At 70.2% G+C, this 19070-nt stretch carries 9 protein-coding genes; 1 reads left to right on the top strand and 8 read right to left on the bottom strand.

Annotated features, from left to right (window positions below):
• Positions 1-27: 27 nt before the first annotated feature.
• The 7 genes from A5648_RS08110 to A5648_RS08080 are packed head-to-tail and all read right to left on the bottom strand — an operon-like array spanning position 28 to position 17434.
• On the bottom strand, positions 28-258 hold the full coding sequence (locus tag A5648_RS08110; RefSeq protein WP_065024046.1) for an MbtH family protein: 231 nt from the start codon (positions 256-258) through the stop codon (positions 28-30).
• Positions 255-1574 (bottom strand): NADPH-dependent L-lysine N(6)-monooxygenase MbtG, encoded by a 1320-nt coding sequence (mbtG, locus tag A5648_RS08105; RefSeq protein ID WP_065024045.1) that lies wholly within the window; start codon positions 1572-1574, stop codon positions 255-257. The genes A5648_RS08110 and mbtG overlap by 4 nt, the downstream gene beginning before the upstream one ends.
• Entirely contained in the window at positions 1571-5962 is a 4392-nt protein-coding gene (locus tag A5648_RS08100; protein WP_065024044.1) for a non-ribosomal peptide synthetase, read from the bottom strand. Before A5648_RS08100 ends, mbtG begins: the two co-directional genes overlap by 4 nt.
• The gene (locus A5648_RS08095; protein WP_065024043.1) at positions 5959-12453 is read right to left on the bottom strand and encodes a non-ribosomal peptide synthetase; all 6495 of its coding nucleotides are present in this window, start codon (positions 12451-12453) and stop codon (positions 5959-5961) included. Before A5648_RS08095 ends, A5648_RS08100 begins: the two co-directional genes overlap by 4 nt.
• Complete coding sequence (locus A5648_RS08090; RefSeq protein ID WP_082966377.1) at positions 12446-15373, bottom strand: SDR family NAD(P)-dependent oxidoreductase; 2928 nt, start codon at positions 15371-15373, stop codon at positions 12446-12448. The genes A5648_RS08095 and A5648_RS08090 overlap by 8 nt, the downstream gene beginning before the upstream one ends.
• Complete coding sequence (locus A5648_RS08085) at positions 15367-16701, bottom strand: polyketide synthase (protein WP_065024042.1); 1335 nt, start codon at positions 16699-16701, stop codon at positions 15367-15369. The genes A5648_RS08090 and A5648_RS08085 overlap by 7 nt, the downstream gene beginning before the upstream one ends.
• Positions 16694-17434, bottom strand: a complete 741-nt coding sequence (locus A5648_RS08080) for a thioesterase II family protein (RefSeq protein WP_109470724.1) — start codon at positions 17432-17434, stop codon at positions 16694-16696. The genes A5648_RS08085 and A5648_RS08080 overlap by 8 nt, the downstream gene beginning before the upstream one ends.
• A 204-nt stretch (positions 17435-17638) precedes the next feature.
• Here A5648_RS08080 and A5648_RS08075 point away from each other — a divergent pair, with 204 nt between their 5' ends.
• On the top strand, positions 17639-18028 hold the full coding sequence (locus A5648_RS08075) for a nuclear transport factor 2 family protein (protein ID WP_234787359.1): 390 nt from the start codon (positions 17639-17641) through the stop codon (positions 18026-18028).
• Positions 18029-18052: 24 nt separating this feature from the next.
• Here the strand turns inward: A5648_RS08075 and A5648_RS08070 are convergent, their stop codons facing one another.
• Complete coding sequence (locus A5648_RS08070) at positions 18053-18742, bottom strand: cutinase family protein (protein ID WP_165607310.1); 690 nt, start codon at positions 18740-18742, stop codon at positions 18053-18055.
• Positions 18743-19070: the final 328 nt, after the last annotated feature.

Below are 19070 nucleotides of genomic sequence, written 5' to 3'. Positions count from 1 at the left end.
GGTTGTCGTAACGGCAGTGCCGCCAGGCTAACCCCGGTCGGCCGCCATGGCATCCCGAAGGCTCTTGGGCCGCAGGTCGTTCCAATGCTGTTCGACGTACTCCAGACACGCCGCGCGGTCGGCACCCTGTTCGCCTCCGTAGACCACTCGCCAGCCGGCGGGCACGTCGGCGAAGATCGGCCACAGGCTGTACTGGTCCTCGTCGTTGACCAGCACGTAGAAGGTGCCGGTGTCGTCGTCAAAGGGGTTGGTGCTCATGAGTTCTCCTCGTTATTTTGACCGCGAGCAGTCGCCAAAGCCCCCTCAGACGGCGCCGAAAGGGGGCTTTGGCGGCTGCTCGCCGGGATGTGGGTGCCCAGGATTCGGTCGGACAGCAGTCCCAGACAGCTCAGGTTCGGAAAACCCGGCCCCTGGGTGAGTCCGGCCAGGTTGGGCAGGAACAGCTTCGGGGCGACGCCGGCGACGGCCAGGTCGTGGCCGATCGCCTCGGCCAGCCGGTCCCCGGACAGCGGGCCGCCCAGGCCCAGCTCCAGCAGATCCAGGGTGTCTTGGCCGAACAACGGCACGAACCACAGCGGGTCGGCGCCGGACCCGTCGATGACCAGGTCGAAGCCGTGCACGGTCTCGAAGTTCTCACCGCCCCGGTTCGTGCTCAGCGTCAAGCGGATTCGACTGTCCCGGGCTACCGCGTGCGCGACCCGGCCCCGCAGATGCCGGATCCGGTCATCGGCCAGCAAGGCGTCCTGCACTCGCGCCGAGAACACCCCGCGGTCGGTGCGGGCCAGCGCATCACGCCGCTCGGAGAGGGTGAGCGCGGTCCAATCGGTCGGGTCGGAGAACAGCGAGTTCTCGAAGAACCCTTCCCCGCGGGTAAACAGCGTCACCTGCGGGGAGATCACCGTGATCGTCGAAACCCGGTGGCGGAACAGCTCGTTGAGCATCGATGCGGCGGTTTCGCCGCCGCCGATAACCGCGACGCGCTCGGCGCTGATCCGGTCGGCCGCAGCCCGGTGCCAGAACTGGGCGATCGAGAGCACCAGCGGGTTGCCGGGCAGGATCGACTTCTCGGCCTGGCCGGGGCCGGTGATCATCACCGCGTCGGCGGCCACCTCGGTCTCCCGGGTCCGCAACGACCAGCCGGTGCCGTCGACCGACAGCCGGTCCACCTCACCGGGGATCACCTGCAGCTGCACCGCATCGGCGACCCAGCGCAGGTACTTACTCCACCGCAGATGGGTGGGGGCGGGCCGGCCGCGATCCACCCATTCGGCGAATTGGCCGGTGGCGATCAGGTAGGCCTGCCAGCTGTAGCGCGTCATCCGCTCGTCGATCTCGGCGTTGCGGCCGGCCACCACCGCCGACCGGTAGGGGAAGCCGACGTCTTTTTCCGGGCTGGTGCCCAGCCGGTGCGCGCCGTCGGTCCAGCCGCCGGAGGCGCGCCAGTTGGCGGCCACCTCGGTGCGTTCGACGGCGACGACGTCCGGTGCGGCGACTCCCATCTCGCGCAGCACGGCGGCTTTGGCGGCCACCGCGACGGCTTTGGCCCCGGCGCCCACCACCGCCAAAGTACTCATCGCAGCTCCTCCACCAAGTCGCCCAAGCTTTCGACGAAAAGTTCTTGCAGTGCGCCGATTTCTTCGGCGCTGAGAACATCGGGCAGCGCGCGCCACTGGGTGATCAGCGCCGGGCCGGACCCGAGATCGGCCACCGCAGCGAAGATGCTCAGCTCGTGGCGTACCGCCTGCTCGGGTTCGGGCACCGACGGCAGGCCGGCGATCAGATCGGGTGCCACGGCGGGGCCGCCGCCGGCCCGGTCGACGCGTCCCAGGTAGTTCAGCAGGACCTGCGGTCCGGGTGCGGCGGCCAGCCTGGCGGCGGTGTCGGAACGCAGGTAAGACAACAGGCCGAAATCAATGCCGCTACCGGGGATCTGGGCCAGCGCACGGGCAACGCCGGCCGGATCAGGCTGAGGCACCCGCAGCGGGAAGATGGCGGTCAGCAACCCGGCGATGTCGGCGGTGTCGACGTCGGGGATGACGTCTTCGGCGCGGCCGTGGGTCTCCAACGCCAGCAGCGGCGCCGTACTGTCTTGGCCGCGCCGCCCGCGCCAGGCGTTGACCATGCGCGTCGTCGCTGCCACGAGCAGGTCATGCATCGGCACGTGCGAGGCCAACAGCGCAGCGGTGATCGTCGCGTCGGCCGCGGCCACCGACACGGTCAGATCACCGGCGCGGTCGCGGTCAGGACGAACCCGCCGCGCGCCCAGGTCCGGGTCATCGCCGGCCAGTTGAGCAGCCCAGTACTCCACGGTGTCCAGCGCCCGCGCGCGTTCGGTGAGTGCGGTGACCCAGCGCCGGTAGCCGCTGCGTTCCGGCAGCGGGTCGGCACCCGCCAGCGCTGCGTGCAACTCTCCCAAAATCACCTGCCAGGAAACCGGATCCAGCACCAGCACATGCCCGCACAGCAGCAGCACCCCGGCTCCGGTGGGCGGGCGAAGCCATAGCGCACGCAGCAGTATTCCGGCTTGCGGGTCCAGGCTGGCCAGAAGCCGGGTGCCGTGGTCGGTGACCGCCTCCAGATCATCGTTGTCGACGGCGATTTCGGTCAGGACGTCGCCGGGGTCGAGCGGGTGCAGCAGCAGAGTCGCCGGGTCGAGGCGCGCGTGCAGCACAGGATGCGTCGCGACGATCGCGGCCAGCGCAGACCGCAGCCGGTCAGGTTCGGTCCCGGGGGGAAGTCGAACCGCTTCGACCTGCCCGAGCCGGCGCGGGCTGCCGTACTGGTAGAGCCAGCGGCCGGCCGGCAACAGCGGGATCGGACCGACGTCGGCGGCGGCTTCGACGGCTCGTTCGGCTTCGGCAGCCTCGTTGTCCAACGCCGCAGCCAGGTCGCGGATGGTGGTACAAGTCAGGGCGGTCCGCGGCCGCATCGGAAGTCCGCGCCGGCGTGCCGCCCGCACCATCGACAGCGCGACGATGCTGTCCAGGCCAAGATCTCGCAGATCGGTCTCGACACCGGGGGTCGCGCCTACTAGACCTTCTGAGCCTTCGATGTTCCCGAAGACCTCGGCCAGGATCTCCACTAGAGCCCGCTCGGTGTCGGTGGCCGGTTCGGCACCACCGCCGACGATGGGGCCGGTCAAGGCGAGCAGCGCGTCGGCGTCGAGTTTCCCGTTGGTGGTCAACGGCATCGACTCCACCGCGGTGATGCGGGCCGGCACCAGATAGGTCGGCAACCGGGCGCCGATCTCGGCGCGCACCCGGATGACGTCCACACCGGGGCCGGTGACGAAGCCGGCCAGTTGGGTTCCGGTCGGTCCCTGCACCGGCAGCACCGCGGCGCCGGTGACGCCGCTCGCCGCGGCCAGGGCGGTCTCGACTTCGGCGATCTCGACCCGGTAGCCGCGCACTTTGACCTGGTCGTCGGCGCGGCCCAGGTACACCAACCGGCCATCGGCGCGGCGCCGGACCAAATCCCCGGTGCGATACATCCGTCCGCCGACGGCAAAGGGATCGGCGACGTAGCGGGCCGCGGTCGCACCGGCCCGGCCCAGATACCCGCGGGTGACCTGCTCACCGGCCAGGTACAGCTCGCCGGCCACCCCGTCGGGCACCTCGCGTAGCCCGGAGTCGAGCACGTGAGCGGTCATGGCGCGGACCACTTCTCCGATCACCGGCACCTCGGTGTCCGCGACGTCGGCGACGACGGCCTCCACGGTGGTCTCGGTGGGCCCGTAGCAGTTGTGCACCGCTGTCGCGGGCACTGCGCGCAGCTTCGCCCAGGTGTGCGGGGCGATGGCCTCTCCGCCGAGCGCCAGCACGCTGAGGCGGTGGGCGGCCTTCGCGTCGAGCAGGCCGGCGTCGAACAGCTGAGTGAACATCGACGGTGAGGTGTCGATCATGTCCAGCCGGTGGCGGCGGATGCCCTCGATGATCGCCTCGGCGTCGCGCATCTCCTCGGCCGAGAACAGGTGCACGCTGTGCCCGCCCAACAGGCCGACCAGCGGCTGCCAGCTGGCATCGAAGCTCAGCGACCAGGCGTGCGCAATGCGCAATGCCCGGCCTAGCCGGGCCACCGCGGGTGCGTACATGCGCTGCTGGTGGTCAGCGAAGTACGACGCGATCGCCCGGTGGGTGCCGACGACGCCCTTGGGTTCCCCGGTGGAACCGGAGGTGAAGATGACGTACGCGGCGGAGTCGGGGTGGATCGTCGGCGGCGGCGGGCGCTGCTCGGTCTGCTCCGAACGCAATTCGGCCAACAGAGCGGCGGTCAGCGTCAGTTTCGGATCAGACTGGCGCAGAATGGATTCGATACGGGTTTGCGGCAGGCTGACATCGATCGGGACGTAGGCGGCGCCGACCTGCAACACCGCCAGAATCGCGATGACCGAATCCAGCGAGCGCGGCACCGCGATCGCGACCCGGTCTTCCGGACCGACTCCCCGTCCGGCCAGCACGCCCGCCAGCCTGGCCGTTTCGGCGGCCAGCTCGGCGTAGGTCAGGGTGTGGTTTTCGTCGGTAACCGCCGGACTGTCCGGGTGGGCGGCGGCAGCGGCGGTGAACAGGGCCGGCACTGATGTGGCGGACACGTTCTCCGATGCCACCGGTTCGGCGCGACGGGCCTGCTCGGACGGCAGCAGCACCTCCAAATCGGCGATGCGGGTCCGCGCCGGGTCGACCAGCTGGCGCAGCACCTGCAGAAGCCGCTGCCCCAAGTCCGCAACCGACAGCTCACCCAGTGCGTCCGGAACCGCCTCCAGCAGCACGGTGAGGCGGCCGTCGCGGGGCGGGGAGCTGACGAGTGTCAGCGGATAGTGGGTAAGGCTTTCCACTGTGACCGGGACGAACCGCACTCCGTCGGGAGTGGTCACCCCGGCGGCCGCCGAACCGATCGGAGCGTTCTCGAACACCAGCAGGGTGTCGAACACCGCGTTCGGACTGGCTCGCTGCACCGTGGCCAGGCTCACGTAGCCCAGGTCCCGCATGGCTGCGGCATCACGTTGCAGCGCACGGCAGGTCGCGGCGACCTCGGCACGCGGCGGCGTCGATGCGACCACCGGAACGGTGTTGATGAACAGTCCGACCATGGACTCGACGCCGGTGAGTTGCTGGGGCCGACCGGAGACCACCGCACCGAACGCCACCTCGTTGCGATCGGTGAGCCGGCCGAGCAGCACCGCCCAGGCGAACTGCAGCACGGTGTTCAGAGTCAGGCCGTGCCGCCGAGCCCACTCGGTCAGCCGGGCGGTGTCACCGGGATCCAGTGCCACCTCGTGGGTCTGCGGTAGGACGCTGCCCAACTCGGCCCGCTCGCCGTCGGCCAGGATGGTCGGGGCGCTCAGCGGGGCCAGGTAGTCGCGCCAGGCGGCGACCGCGTCATCAGTGTCTTGAGCGGCCAGCCAGCCGATGTAGTCGCGGTAGGGGCGCGGCGGGGGCAGCGGGTCGACGCCGCCGGCCCGATAGATCGCCACAAGTTCGTCGAAGAACACCGCCATCGACCAGCCGTCGAGCAGCAGGTGGTGCACGGTGAGGATCAGCCGGTGCCGGTCGATGCCGGAGTGGGCCAGCACGAAGCGCAGCAGGGGCCCGCGCGCCAGGTCGAAGTTGGTGGTACGTTCGGTGCGTGCGAGACCATCGAATTCGCTTGGCGGCAAATCGATTTCGCGCCACGGTAGACTGACCTGCGCTGGTATGATCTGCACCGGGTGCGGCAGGTCGACATCCCAGAAAGACGCCCGCAGGTTGGCGTGTCGGGCCAGCATCGCTTCGGCGCTGCGGCGCAGCAGCGCGGGGTCGACGGCGCCGACGATATCGATGACGAACTGCACGGTGTAGACGTCCACCCCGTCGTCGACTTCGGCGGCGAGCTTGGCCAGTGAGAACAGTCCCTGCTGCAGCGGGGACAGTGCCAGCACGTCCTCGATCGATGACGCGGTGTTGCGCTGTGTTGAGGTCTCGGTCACGGCGAATCGCCCCAGGACGCAGTCAGATCCGCCAGTGCCTCGCCGCTGAGACCCGAGACGCTCATCGGGGCGAACGCCGTATCGTGCGGCGCGCTGTCGTCGGCGGTTCGACTGTCAGCGGCAGCGGCGAGGTCGGCGAACGTCGGGTTCTCGAAGATCATCCGCGGGTCGATATCCAATCCGGCCGCACGCGCCCGGGCGGCCAGTTGCACCGAGAGGATGCTGTCGCCGCCGAGTTCGAAGAATCCGTCGCTGCGCCCGATCCGCTCGACGCCCAGCAACTCGCTGCAGATGCCGACCAGGGTCTGTTCGGTGGCGGTGACCGGCGGGTCGGCTTCCCCGCGGGTGGCCACCGCCGGCTGCGGCAGTGCGGGCCGGTTCAGCTTCCCGGAGTCGGTCAGCGGCATCGTCTCCAGCACCGTCAGCGACGACGGCACCATGTAGCCGGGCAGAGTCGCGGCCACCGCGGTCCGCACCGACGCGATGAACTCCGCCGCATCGGCGATCGGACCGGCCGGCACCACATAGCCGGCCAGCGTGGTGCCGCCGCGCTGTTCCCAGGTGCGCGCGGCCGCCGCCGCAACCCCGGGGGCGCCCCGCAGCGTCGCTTCCACCTCGGCCAGCTCCACCCGGAAACCGCGCACCTTGACCTGATGGTCGGTGCGGCCGACGAACTCGAGTACGCCGTCGCTGCTCCAGCGGGCGCGGTCCCCGCTGCGGTAGAGCCGATCACCGGGAGTGAACGGGTTGGCGACAAACCGGGTGGCGGTCAGCGCGGGGCGCTTCCAGTAGCCGAGCACGACCTGCGGGCCGGCGTAGTAGACCTCGCCGACCACCCCGGGCGGCACCGGCTGCAGCGCGTCGTCGAGCAGGTAGGCCTGCGCGCCGGGCGTGGGGCGGCCCAATTTCGGGGTGGGTGGTGCCAGTTCGCCGCGCACCACCGCGCCGGAGGTCTCGGTGGCGCCGAAGTTGTTGAGCAGCTGCGTCTTCGGCCCGAGCGCCGCGGACAGCCGGGCCAGCAGGTCCGCCGAGACCGGCTCACCGCTGCACACCAGACGACGCAGGCCGGCCACCGCCTGGGGCGCGGAGTCCACCAGCACCGAGATCAGGCTGGCGACCGCGGTCACCTGGGCCACCTGCTCGTCGACGATCAGCCGGGCCAGCGCCTCGGGGTCGCGGAACTCGTTGTCATCGGCCAGGATCATCGTGGCCCCGGCGGCCAGCCCGGCCAGCAGCTCCATGCCGCCCTCGAGGAACGTCATCGACGACTGGGCCAGCCGGATGTCGCGCCCATTCACCGGATAGTGGGCCAGTTGCCAATTCAGCCGGGCACTCATCGACCGGTGGGTTCCCACGACGCCCTTGGGCACACCGGTGGAGCCGGAGGTGAACACCAGATACATCGGGTCATCGGGGTGCGGCACCGGAAGGTCGGCCACGGCGGCGTCTTCCGACAGTTCCGCCTGCACGTCGGCATCATCGGGGCACACCAGCGTCACGCCGGCCGGCGCCGGCATCGCGTCACGCATCGCCGCGCTGACCACGATCACCTTCGGTGCGACATCGGCGACCATGAATTCCAGCCGCTGACGCGGGTAGCTCGGGTCCAGCGGGAAGTAGCCGGCGCCGGCCTTCATGATGCCGACCAGCGCCACCGCCAGGTCGAGGTCACGTCGCACCGACAGGCCCACCAGCGTTCCCGGCTGCACGCCGGCCTTGATCAGCAGTTCGGCGAACCGATCTGAGCGGTGGTGCAGCTGCGGGTAGGTCAGCTCCACACCGGCGCAGCGCACCGCGACGCCGTCGAAGCTTCGACTCGGGGCCAGCACCTCGGCGATCGTGCGCGGATCCCCCTGGGGGATCTCGGCGCCGCGGCTTTGGGTGAGGATCCACTCGCGCTGCTCGTCGTCGACGAGGTCGATGTCCCGCAGGGTTCGCTCCGGGGCGGTGGCCATCGCGGCCAGCACCCGGCCCAACCAGTCGGCCAGGCGCTGCACGGTGGTGCGCTCGTAGAGGTCGGTGCGGTAGATCAGATGCCCGTCATACCCAGCGGCCTCGCCGCCCTCGGTGGCGAACAGGTTCACCGACAGGTCGGCGTGCGCGATGTCGAACGTCGGCATCACGGTGCGGAACACCAGGTCACCCTCGGCGCTGCTGTTCACGACGTGGCTGACCTCGGCGGCGTCGCGGACGTGGACCACCACCTGGAACAGCGGGTTGCGCGACAGCGTCCGGACCGGGTTGAGCGCCTCCACCAGTCGGTCGAACGGCAGGTCGGCGTGCGCGTAGGCGCCCAGCGCCGCCTCGCGTGCGCGGAGCACCACCTCGCGCAGTGTCGGATTGCCCGACAACCGGTTTCGCAGCACCACGATGTTGACGAAGAACCCGACCAGGTTGTCCAGTGCGTTGTCGTCGCGGCCGGCGACCGGCACACCGAGCGGGATGTCGTCGCCGCTGCCGGCCAGGTGCAGCAGCACCGCCACCGCGGCCTGCAGCACCATGAATTCGGTGGCGCCGGTCTCGCGGGCCAGGTTCGCCAGTCCGGCCCGCACCTGCGGGGTGATGGTGAACGCGACGGAGTCGCCGGAGCCGTTCGCGGTGGCCGGGCGCGGGAAATCCGGTCGCGGGCCGGTGTCGTCGGCCAGGCCGGCCAACTGCTCCATCCAATAGCGGCGCTGCGCATCGATCAGTCCGGACTCATCGCGCAGCAGTTCGCCTTGCCAGTGCGCAAAATCCGCGTACTGCAACGCCGGTGGGGCCCAGGAGGGCTCGGCGCCGGTGGTCCGGGACCGGTAGGCGATCAGCAGGTCGGTGAAGAGCACCTCCACCGACCAATGGTCGGCGGCGATGTGGTGCACCACCAAGGAAAGCACCCGCTCATCACCGGGCAGGTGCAGCAGCGCCGCCCGGATCGGCCACTCGTGTTCCAGGTCGAATCCGGCGCCGCGCTGCTCGTCGAGGCGCGCCCGGGTCCACTGCGCCACCTCTTCGGGACCGGTTGCCGGGCAGCGCAGCTCGTTCACCTGCACCGGAGCGGGTGGGTTGATGATCTGGTGCGGTAGTCCGTCGATTTCGCAGAAGGTGGTGCGGAGGCTGTCGTGGCGGGCCACCACGTCGTTGATCGCCAGCGCCAGGGCCGCGGTGTCGCAGGGTCCGGTGAGCCGGGCCGACAGCGGGATGTTGTCGCCGGTCGCGTCCGGGTCCAGCCGGTAGGCGAACCAGGTGCGCAGCTGCGACGCCGACACCGGAAGCGGACCCGACCGCGGCACCGCGACCAAGGGCGGGCGGCTCGGCCCGTTCTCACCGGCCAGCGCCCGCTCTATCGCGGCGGCCAGCCGGGCCACCGTGCTCGCTTCGAAGATGTCGCGGATACCGATCTCCGCCCCGCACCGGTCGCGGATCGCCGCCACCAGCTTGGTGGCCAGCAATGAGTGACCACCCAGGTCGAAGAACGAGTCGTCGGCGCCGACGCGTTCGCGGCCGAGCAGTTGCGAGAACAGCTGCGCCACCGTGTGTTCGGTGTCGGTCTCCGGTTCCCGGTAGGCCGCGGTCTCGATCGGCTGCGGATCGGGCAGGGCCGCGCGGTCGATCTTGCCGTGGGCGGTGATCGGAATGTCGTCGACCACCACGTAGGCCGCCGGGGCCATGTATTCCGGCAGCGCGGCGGCGACCCGGGCCCGAATCCGTGGGATCTCGACCTCGGACCCGTCGCCGGCCGGGGTCAGGTAGGCGACCAGGCTGCGGCCGAGCGCAGGCAGCTCGGAGACCACGACCACGCACTGCCCGACACTGGGATCCACCGAAATAGCCGCGGCCACCTCGCCGAGTTCGATGCGGAAGCCGCGGACCTTGACCTGGTCGTCGGCGCGGCCGATGAATTCCAGGTCGCCGGCGGCGTTGCGGCGGGCCAGGTCACCGGTGCGGTACATCCGCTGCCCGAGCGCCCATGGGTCGGCGACGAAGCGTTCCGCGGTCAGGCCGGGCCGGTCGAAGTAGCCGCGGGCCAGATGCGTTCCACCAATGTAGATCTCACCGATCACACCGACCGGTACCGGTTGCAGGGCGTCGTCGAGCAGCCGGATGGTGGTGTTGATGTTGGGGCTGCCGATCGGCACGATCCGGTTGCCCTGGGTGCCTTCGACTTTGTAGCGGCTGGAGTTGACCACGGTCTCGGTGGGGCCGTAGAAGTTGTGCAGCAGCGCATCGAAGGTGGCGTGGAACTTGTCGGCCAGCTCGCCGGGCAACGGTTCGCCGCCGATCGGGATGCGTCGCAGGGTGCGCCACTGGTTGACTCCGGGCAGCGACAGGAACAGGCCGAGCAGCGAGGGCACGAAGTGCATGGCGGTCACGCCTTCGCGCTGCAGCAGGTCGGTCAGGTAGCCGATGTCACGCAGCCCGTCGGGACGTGGAATGACCAACCGCGCACCGTTTCCCAGGGTGCCGAACAGTTCTCCGATCGAGACGTCGAAGCTCGGTGAGGCGACCTGCAGCAGCACGTCGGTGTCGTCGATGCCGTACTCCTGGCCGAACCATGTCAGGTATTCGGCGATCGGGGCGTGCGCGACCTCCACGCCCTTGGGCAGCCCGGTCGAACCCGAGGTGTAGATGAGGTAGGCCAGGCTTTCCGGCCGCAGTGGGCGTACCCGATCGGCGTCAGTCGGGTCGGTGTCGGGCCGGCCGGCCAGCTCCTCTGAGGTGAGCGGTTCGCGTATCACCAACTTCGCCCGGGCATCGCCGAGGATGAATTCGATGCGGTCCGGCGGATATTCAGGGTCGACGGGCACATAGGCGGCGCCGGCCTTGGCGATGCCCAGCGCGATGACCACCAGGTCGAGCGAGCGGCCCAGCAGCACGGCGACCTTGTCCTCGGTGCCGATGCCGGCCGCGATCAGGTGGTGGGCGATCCGGTTGGCGCGGGCGTTGATCTCGGCGTAGCTGTAGCGGCCGTGATCGTCGACGACGGCGATGGAGTCGGGGGTCAGCGCCGCTCGGTCGGCGACCAGCGCGCCCAGCGTGATCGGCGGGCCGGCGAAGTCCGGTCCGCAGGAGACCGTGTCCAGCCAGGAGCGGTCCTCTTCGCCGAGCATGTCCAGTTCGCTGATGATGGTGTCCGGTTGTGCGACCACGGCGGCCAGCAGCTGCACCAGGTGCCGCAGCAGTTGGTCGACCAGGCCCTCGTCGAGCACATCGTGCAGATATTCGGCTTCGATCAGCGCACCGTCTTCACCGGTCTCGACCATGATTCCCAGCGGCAGCTGGGCGATCTTGCCGCGGTAATCGGCACGCGCGCAGGTGATTCCGGCCGGGCGGAAGCCGCCGGAGTGCACACCGTCGCCGGCGCGGAAGCCGAAGCTGAGCCGGGTGAGTCGTTCCACTCCCCCGTTGCGCCGGTCCGGGTTGAGTTCGCGGACCACCCGGTCGAGGTTGATGCCCTGATGCGCGAACGCACCCAGCGCGGTGTCACGGGTTTGAGCCAGCAGTTCGACGAACCGGGCAGCGGCGTCCACCTTCGCGCGCAGCACCACGGTGTTGCCGAAGTAGCCGATCGCGTCCTCGGTGCCGGCAGTGCGGTTGAGAACCGGTGAGGCGATGAGGAAGTCGTCGGTGGCGGTGTAGCGGTAGATCAGCGCGGACAGCGCCGCGGCGACCACCATGTAGGCCGTGGCCCCGTTGCCGCGTGCCAGCTCGGCGATGCCGTCCATCAACTCGGCGGGCACTGCGCGAGTGCATATTCCAGCACGCAGCGTGTGGGGCACCGCCGAGCCGCGCGGGCCGGGCAGTTCCAGCGGGTCGGGCGGATCGGCCAGCAGGGCGCGCCAATAGTTCAGGTCGGCCTCGTGATCGGCGCCGGGCGTGGATGCGACAGCGCGTACGGGGGCCACGGCGGCGAAGGCATCGGGGTCTGTGTACGCGGCGGTCAGGTCTGCGAAGAAGACCGCCCAGGAGGCGTCATCCCAGGCGATGTGGTGGGCCACCAGCAGCAGGATGTGTTCGTCGGGCCGGACCCGGATCAGGGTGAGCCGGAGCGGGGCATCGGATTCCAGCCCGAACGGGGTGGCGAATTCGCGCTGAGCCAGCACTTCCAGCCTCAGCGCCCGGGCTTGCTCGGCCAGGTCGGTGAGGTCGTGTTCGGCGAACCCGGGTGTCACGTCGCCGATCACCGGCCGGGGTTCCCCGTTGTCGTCGACGGCATAGGTGGTGCGCAGCACCGGGTGTCGGGCAGCCACCGCGGCCAGGGCGGACCGCAGCCGGGCCGGCGCCAGCGGGCCGGTCAGTCGGTAGGAGAGCGAGATGTTGGCGACGGTGCCGTCCGGATCGAGGGTCTGCACGAACCACATCCGGCGCTGGCCGTCATTCATCTCCGGCTGCGCGGGTTGCGCGGGTTCGGTGGCCGGCGCGGACGCGCTCAGCCCGCGTTCGGCGAGCCGGCGGCGCAGCAACTCCAACCGCAGCTCGGCCGCGTCGGTCGATTGGTCGACGGTGTCAGTCATGGGTGAAAACAGTCCTTTCCGTCACCGCGGCCGGCGTGGTGTCGTCCTGCAGCGTGGCCGTAAGCTGGGCGGCGGTCATTCCGGCCAGCAGCGGTCCAAGCGCTACCCGCCGGCCGGTGGCCCGGCCCAGTCGCTTGCGCAGGTCCAGGGCGAGCAGTGAGTCCAGGCCGAGATCGACCAGGGCCCGGTGCATGTCGATGTCGTCGGGTGAGTCCAGGCCGAGCACCGTCGCGAGTTCGACGGCCACCACCTCGCCGACCGGGCGGCCGGTGTCGGGGGCCGCCGATGACGCGGTCAGTGATTCGGCGAACGGGCTACCCACCCCTTGGCTGTCGAAGAACACGGCCAGCCGGTCGAAGTCGGCGGTCAGGATCGCCGGGTTGTTCGGCGCGGCCAGCAGTCCGGCGGTGATCGCCGCTTCGGGCGGCATCGGTGTCAGGCCGGTCCGCGCGATTCGGTTCTTCTCGTCGCCGCTGACCACGGCGACGTTCTGCCACAGCCCCCAGCGGATCGCGTTCGCGTTCACGCCCTCTGTCCGGAGCCGCTCCGCCAGGATGTCGGCCATCCGGTTGGCCGCCGCGTAGAGGCCGTGGCCCGATCCGCCCCACAACGCCAGCACCGACGAGCAGACCAGCACCTGCGCGTCGGCGTGCCGCGGCCAGTGTCGCACCAGGTTGTCCAGTCCGATTACCTTGGCGCCGAAGGCGTCCCGAACAGCACCACCGCTGATTTGTTCGGCGGCGATGGCTTCGGCCGACGCGGTGTGCACCACGAGCCCGGCCGGCGTCGGCTGGTGCTCGGCGATCAGCGCCGCCAGCGCCGCCTCGTCGGTGATATCGCACCGCAGCGCGCTGATGTTTGCCCCGGTGCGTGCGCGCACTGCATCCAGCTGCGCCGCAGTGGCACCGGCGGCCCCGCTGCGGCTGAGCAACACGATGCTGCGGGCACCCCGTTCGGCGCAGAACGCCGCGAAGGCCATTCCGATGGCGCCGGTGCCACCGGTGATCACAACGGTCTCCGGAATCGCGGGCACTCCCGGCGCGGTGGAAGACTCGACCAGTCGTCGCGCCCACAGCCGCCCGGAGCGCACCGCGACCTCGGTGTCGGTCAGGGTCAGTGCGGTGATCGCGGCCCGGAGGTCGGCGGCGCTGAGCTGGACCGGCAGATCCAGGTGGGCGAACGTCTGGTCGGGGTAGCCGAATCCGGTGCTGCGGTGCAGCGCCGCCAGTGCGGCGGCCCCGGGCCGCGGCAGCGGGTCACTGTCGAGCCTTTCGGCGCCGCGGGTGATCAGCCACACCCGTCGGCAGTTCGGGCCCGGTGCCGGCGGTGTCTGTCTTCCCGCGTGACCAGCGAAGGCTCTTGCGGCCGCGGTGATCTCAGCATCGTCGGCGGGCGGGGCGATGAGCACCAGCAGTTCGGCGTTCGCTGGGGCGACCGCACCGGCGTCCAAACCGGCCGCCAGCCGGGTGGCCAGTTCAGCGGATTCGCCGGTGTAGTCGATGACGGCTACCCCGACCGGCCGGTCGGCGGGTTCGTCGACCGGCGCCCACTGTTCGGTCATGACGACCGGCTGCCGGTGGCGCTGCGCGGACGGCTCGACACCGGCCCACAGCCTGGTAGTGTGCATCGGCGCGTGCGGGAAGTGCCGCAGCGGTGCACCTGCGTCGGGTGCGGCGAAGTCCCGCCAGCGATAGCCAGGGTCGGCGATCGCCGCAGCAGCGATGTTGGCCGACAGCGCCTCGTCGGCCTGGCGATCGCGGTCGGCGCTGGCCAGCACCTGCGCGGAATCGGCGATGTCGCCCAGCGGCACCAGCAGGGTGGGGTGCGCCGACATCTCGACGAACGTGGTGACCCCGCGCGCCACCGCGGCCCCGGTGGCCAGGTCGAACCGTACCTGCTGGCGCAGGTTGTCGAACCAGTACTGCCGGAACGTCTTGCCGGGCGGGACCGGGCCACCATACACCGAGCCGATGAACTCCACTGGGGCGCTGTGGAATTGCGCGTCGGGCAGCTGTGCGATCATCCGATCACGCAGGGGCTCCAAAACGCTGGTGTGGGCCGGATAGCGCACCGCCAGCTCGCGGGCGAACACCCCGCGACGGTCTGCGCGCGCCAGAATCTGCTGCACCGCAGCCCATTCGCCCGAGACCACCACCGATTGCGGGCCGTTGACCACCGACAGCTCCACCCAGCCGGGGGTGCCGGCGATGAATTCGGCAGCGGCCTCGGCGCCCAGCGCGATCATCGCCATGCCGAATCGTCCCGGGGTGTCATCGGTCAGTTCCGCCCGTGCGATCACCACCGCGACCGCGGCGTCGAGATCCACCACGCCGGCGGTGTAGGCGGCGGCGAGCTCTCCCAGACTGTGGCCGACGGTGATGTCGGGCAGCACCCCGAAGTGCCGCCAGGTGGCGGCCAGCGCCGCGGCGTGGGTGAACTGCGCGGCCTGCACCACCACCGGGTCCGCGTCGTCGGTGCCGCGCAGATAGGTCAACGGCGAGGGATGCCCGGCGCGGCGGAAGGCGTCCGCGCAGCGGTCCGCCTCGGCGCGATAGGCCGCGATGCCGAACAGGTCGGCCCCCATGCCGGGCCACTGGTTTCCCTGCCCGGGGAACACGAAGGCGGTGCGGGCGGCCTCCTGCTGATGGGATCGGGCCACCAGCGGATGGTCGGCGTCGTGGTAGACGGCGTCGAGGCCGCTGATCAGTTCGCCCGCATCGCGGGCCCGGATGACGGCGCGGTAGCGGCGGATCGGGCGGGTGGCCCGCAGCGTCTGCGCCACGGCCGCGACGCCGGGCTGCCGGGTGTGCAGGTAGCGCACCAGTGCGCCGGCCTCGGCCTGGACCAGGTCGCGGGCGTGCGCCGAGATGAGGACCGGGATGCGGCCGTCGGGCAGGGCGGTCGGGTGGGTGCTCAGCACGACGGCGCCATTTCCGCGTCGTCGACGGCGACGATCACGTGCGCATTGGTGCCGCTCATCCCGAACGCCGACACCGAGCCGATCCGGCGGCCATCACCGGCCGGCCAGGCGGTGCTGGTCTCGGCCAGGGTGATGCCGCCGGCGGCCCCGCCGTCCCAGTCGATGCCGTCGTGCCAGCCGTCGCTCACATGCAGGGTGGGCGGGATCATCTGGTGTTCGGCGGCCAGCAGCACCTTGGTCAGCCCGAGCGCTCCGGCCGCGGCCTGGGTGTGCCCGATGTTGGACTTCACCGAGCCGAGCCGCGGGCCGGCGCCCGGCTCGGTGTCGGCGCCGTAGACGTTGATCAGCGACCGCAGTTCGACAGGATCGCCGACCCGGGTGCCGGTTCCGTGGCCCTCGATCATGCCGACCTGGCCCGGGTGCACGTCCGCGTCGGCCAGCGCGTGCCGGAACAGTCGCTGCTGGGCCTGCTCACTGGGGGTGAGCAGGCCGGTGGTGTGGCCGTCCTGGTTGAGCCGGCTGGCCAGCACTTCACCGTAGATATGCCGGCCGTCGCGCAAAGCCGCTGACTTGCGTTGCAGCACAAAGATTCCGGCGCCCTCGGCCCAGACCGTTCCGGTGGCGGCGGCGCTGTAGGGCCGGCAGTGTCCGTCGTCGGACAGCGCGTGCTGCTTGGAGAACTCGACGAAGAACCCGGGTGAGCCCATCACGCACACTCCGCCGGCGAGCGCCATGTCGGCGTCACCGGTCCGGATCGCCTGGATCGCCAGGTGCAGCGCTGAGAGCGCCGAGGAGCAGGAGGTGTCGACGGTCAGGGCCGGACCGGCCAGCCCGAGGGTGTAGGCGACCCGGCCGGAGATCACCGATAACGCGGTCCCGGGCAGCAGGTGACCGCTGTGGGCGGAGAACTGCGCCATGTCCGGGCCGTAGCCGGTGACCGATGCGCCCAGGTAGACGCCGACGTCGTGGCCGGTGAGCTCGTCGGGGTTGATGCCGGCGTCCTCCAGCGCGCGCCAGGCCACCCGCAGCGCGACCCGCTGCTGCGGGTCCATCGCGATGGCTTCGCGTGGCGCGATTCCGAAGAATCCGGGGTCGAATTCGGCGGCGCCGGAAAGGAACCCGCCGGCGTTGCAGATGGGCTTGAAGCCGTCGCGGTGTGATCCGTCGATGAGTTCGCGCACCGCCCAGTCCCGGTCCTCGGGAATGGTGCTCAGCGCCTCACGTCCGTCGGCCAGCAGCGACCAGTACTGCTCGGCCGTGTCGATTCCGCCGGGCGCCTCGATGCCCAGGCCGACGATGACGACCGGATCCTCACACCGATCAGGCATCGGCGATGATCCGATTCGCCAGTGTGTCGATGTGCTCGTAGTGATAGAAGTGCCCGCCGTCGTACAGCGAGACGGTGCAGGCGCCGGTGGTGTGTTGGGCCCATCCCTCGAGCAGGTCGGTGCCGACGCGGTCGTCGGAGCGGCCGCCCAGCACATTGATGGCGGCGCGGATCCGCACCTCGGGTGCGCACTGGTAGCGGTTGAACGCCAGATAGTCCGAGCGCACCGGGGTGAGCAACAGCGTGAGGAATTCCTCGTCCGCCAGTATGCGCGGGTCGGTGCCGCCGAGTTCCTCCAGTTCGGCACGCAGGTCGGCATCACCGGTGGGCACCTTGCGCAGCCCGGCCACCACGCCCGGGGCCGGCGCGGCCGAGGCCCACAGCCGCTGAATCTCGATGCCGCGTTCTTCGGCGATCCGGGCGAACTCGAAGGCGACGAGCGAGCCCATGCTGTGCCCGAAGAGCCGCAGCGGCCCGAGCTGGTGCCAGGGCGCCGCGTCGAAGAGGCTGCGGGCCAGCTGCGGGACGGTTTCGGCGGGCGGTTCGCGGAACCGGTCGGCGCGCTGCGGATACTGCATGACGTACGTGTCGACGCCGGCGGCCAAAGCCAGCGCCAAGGGGCGGTAGTTGACCGCCGCTCCCCCGGCGTGCGGGAATACCAGGGTTGCCGGCCCGGGCCCGGAAAAGCGGCCCATCCAGGTCGGAAACTGCGCGACGGCCGAGGTGTCGTCCATCCGGTCCCCTCGCATGCAATTCAGTCTGTTAGTAAAGGCTGCCCTAATTTCCCGGGTTAGATTACCCCGCTGGGGGGCGCGCCGGAAATCCGGGCGGGCTCTTGGCTGGCCCTGGACCCTCGGCCGCGCCGAACGTGCACTGAGCGCGGTTTCGCGGCGGTTTTTTCGCACTGAATGCGCGTTCGGCGAAGGGGGCGCCGCGCCATGGGCCACACTCCCCTGATGGACGTCCGCGCCACGATCGACACCTACCTTCGGGCCTGGATGCAGCAGGACCCGGCCCTGATCGTCACGATCTTCACCGACGACGCGACCTATCACGAGCGGGTGCTGGAAGAACCGATCCGCACCCGCGCCGGGATCCGCGACTACTGGCAGAGCAAGGTGGTTGAGGGACAGGCCAATATCGACGCCCGATTGCTCAACCTCTACACCGCCACCGACGGCACCACGGTGATCGCCGAGTGGGAGGCCACCTTCGACGACCGGGTGCAGGGCCACCGCAAGCGCATGCGCGAGGTAGCCATCCTGGAGTTCGCCGGGGAGCGGATCGCCAGCCTGCGCGAGTACTGGGCTTCAGAGGTCATCGAGTAAAGCGGGTTGGGTATGCGTCCTGCGTCAGAGGTGGCTCGCCACGAAGGACGCGGCCTGACCGGGCATCGGCGACTGCGCATAGGACAGGTGCGGCGCGGAGACCATCTCCTCCGGTGAAGGCAGCGCCAGGGCGCCCGGGGTGCAGATCGGATCGCCGTTCGCACACAGATCAATGGCCTTGGCGCCGTACCACGGGCTGATTTCGCTGATCGGTCCCCCCAGGTACCTGTCGGTCGGGTTCCCGAAGACGGCGACCGCCGCCACGTGCGCGGCCTCGTCCTCCGACAGAGTGGCGGCGTTGAAGCCCGCCACCGATGCCCGCGCGATGGTGATCAGGTCGATGACCATCGCGCCTTGGGAGTATCCGCCGAGCACCAGCTTGGTGTCGGGGCAGTTCGCGACCATGGATTGGACGTGAGCGTTCGCATCGCCGGCGCCGGCGGACGCCGACGGCGGCCAGTCATCGGTGGCGGGGTAGTTGATCGCATATACCCCGACCGACCGCCCTCCGGCCTGGGAGCGCAGTGCGTCGACGAATCTCTGGCCGACTCCGCCGACGCCGGCTGCCTCGCCGGTGCCACGGGCGAAGGTCACCTCGACGTCGGGACAGCTGGCCGCGGACGCCGAGGGGGCGATGACGGGAGCACCGGCCAGCATCGCCACGGCGGCCAGCACCGGAACACCGAGCAATACGATCGATCGGCGCGCTTTCATGTCATCGATGCTGGCACACCGCGACCGCGGTCCACCACCCCTAATCGCGACATCTAGCTGGGGTTTTCAGACACTTTCCGGCCATTCGCGATGCGCTTCTGGATGTGCCAGCACCGAGCGCCTGAAGTGGGGCCGGCCATCCATCAAGGACCCGACGGCCCGAAGTTGTCGGACCCCGCTGTGATGATGAGCTCATGTCAACGACCGCACTGTCCGGCACCCCTAGGAGGGGTCCTGCCCAGCGTCTGGATGTGCTGTTCGAGGAGTTATCCGAGCTGACCGGTCAACGCAACGCCATCGATGGGCGCATCGTGGAGATCGTCGCCGA

The organism is Mycolicibacter sinensis (assembly GCF_001673565.1).
GTDB classification, from domain to species: domain Bacteria; phylum Actinomycetota; class Actinomycetes; order Mycobacteriales; family Mycobacteriaceae; genus Mycobacterium; species Mycobacterium sinense_C.
Note: the sequence above shows the minus strand (reverse complement) of the source record. Positions and strands in the feature narration are given on the sequence as shown.

Excerpts from the sequence above, each read along its gene's own strand:
- A5648_RS08110 (WP_065024046.1), bottom strand. The coding sequence starts at position 258 with ATGAGCACCAACCCCTTTGACGACGACACCGGCACCTTCTACGTGCTG.
- mbtG (WP_065024045.1), bottom strand. The coding sequence starts at position 1,574 with ATGAGTACTTTGGCGGTGGTGGGCGCCGGGGCCAAAGCCGTCGCGGTG.
- A5648_RS08095 (WP_065024043.1), bottom strand. The coding sequence starts at position 12,453 with ATGACTGACACCGTCGACCAATCGACCGACGCGGCCGAGCTGCGGTTG.
- A5648_RS08085 (WP_065024042.1), bottom strand. The coding sequence starts at position 16,701 with ATGCCTGATCGGTGTGAGGATCCGGTCGTCATCGTCGGCCTGGGCATC.
- A5648_RS08080 (WP_109470724.1), bottom strand. The coding sequence starts at position 17,434 with ATGGACGACACCTCGGCCGTCGCGCAGTTTCCGACCTGGATGGGCCGC.
- A5648_RS08075 (WP_234787359.1), top strand. The coding sequence starts at position 17,639 with ATGGGCCACACTCCCCTGATGGACGTCCGCGCCACGATCGACACCTAC.
- A5648_RS08070 (WP_165607310.1), bottom strand. The coding sequence starts at position 18,742 with ATGAAAGCGCGCCGATCGATCGTATTGCTCGGTGTTCCGGTGCTGGCC.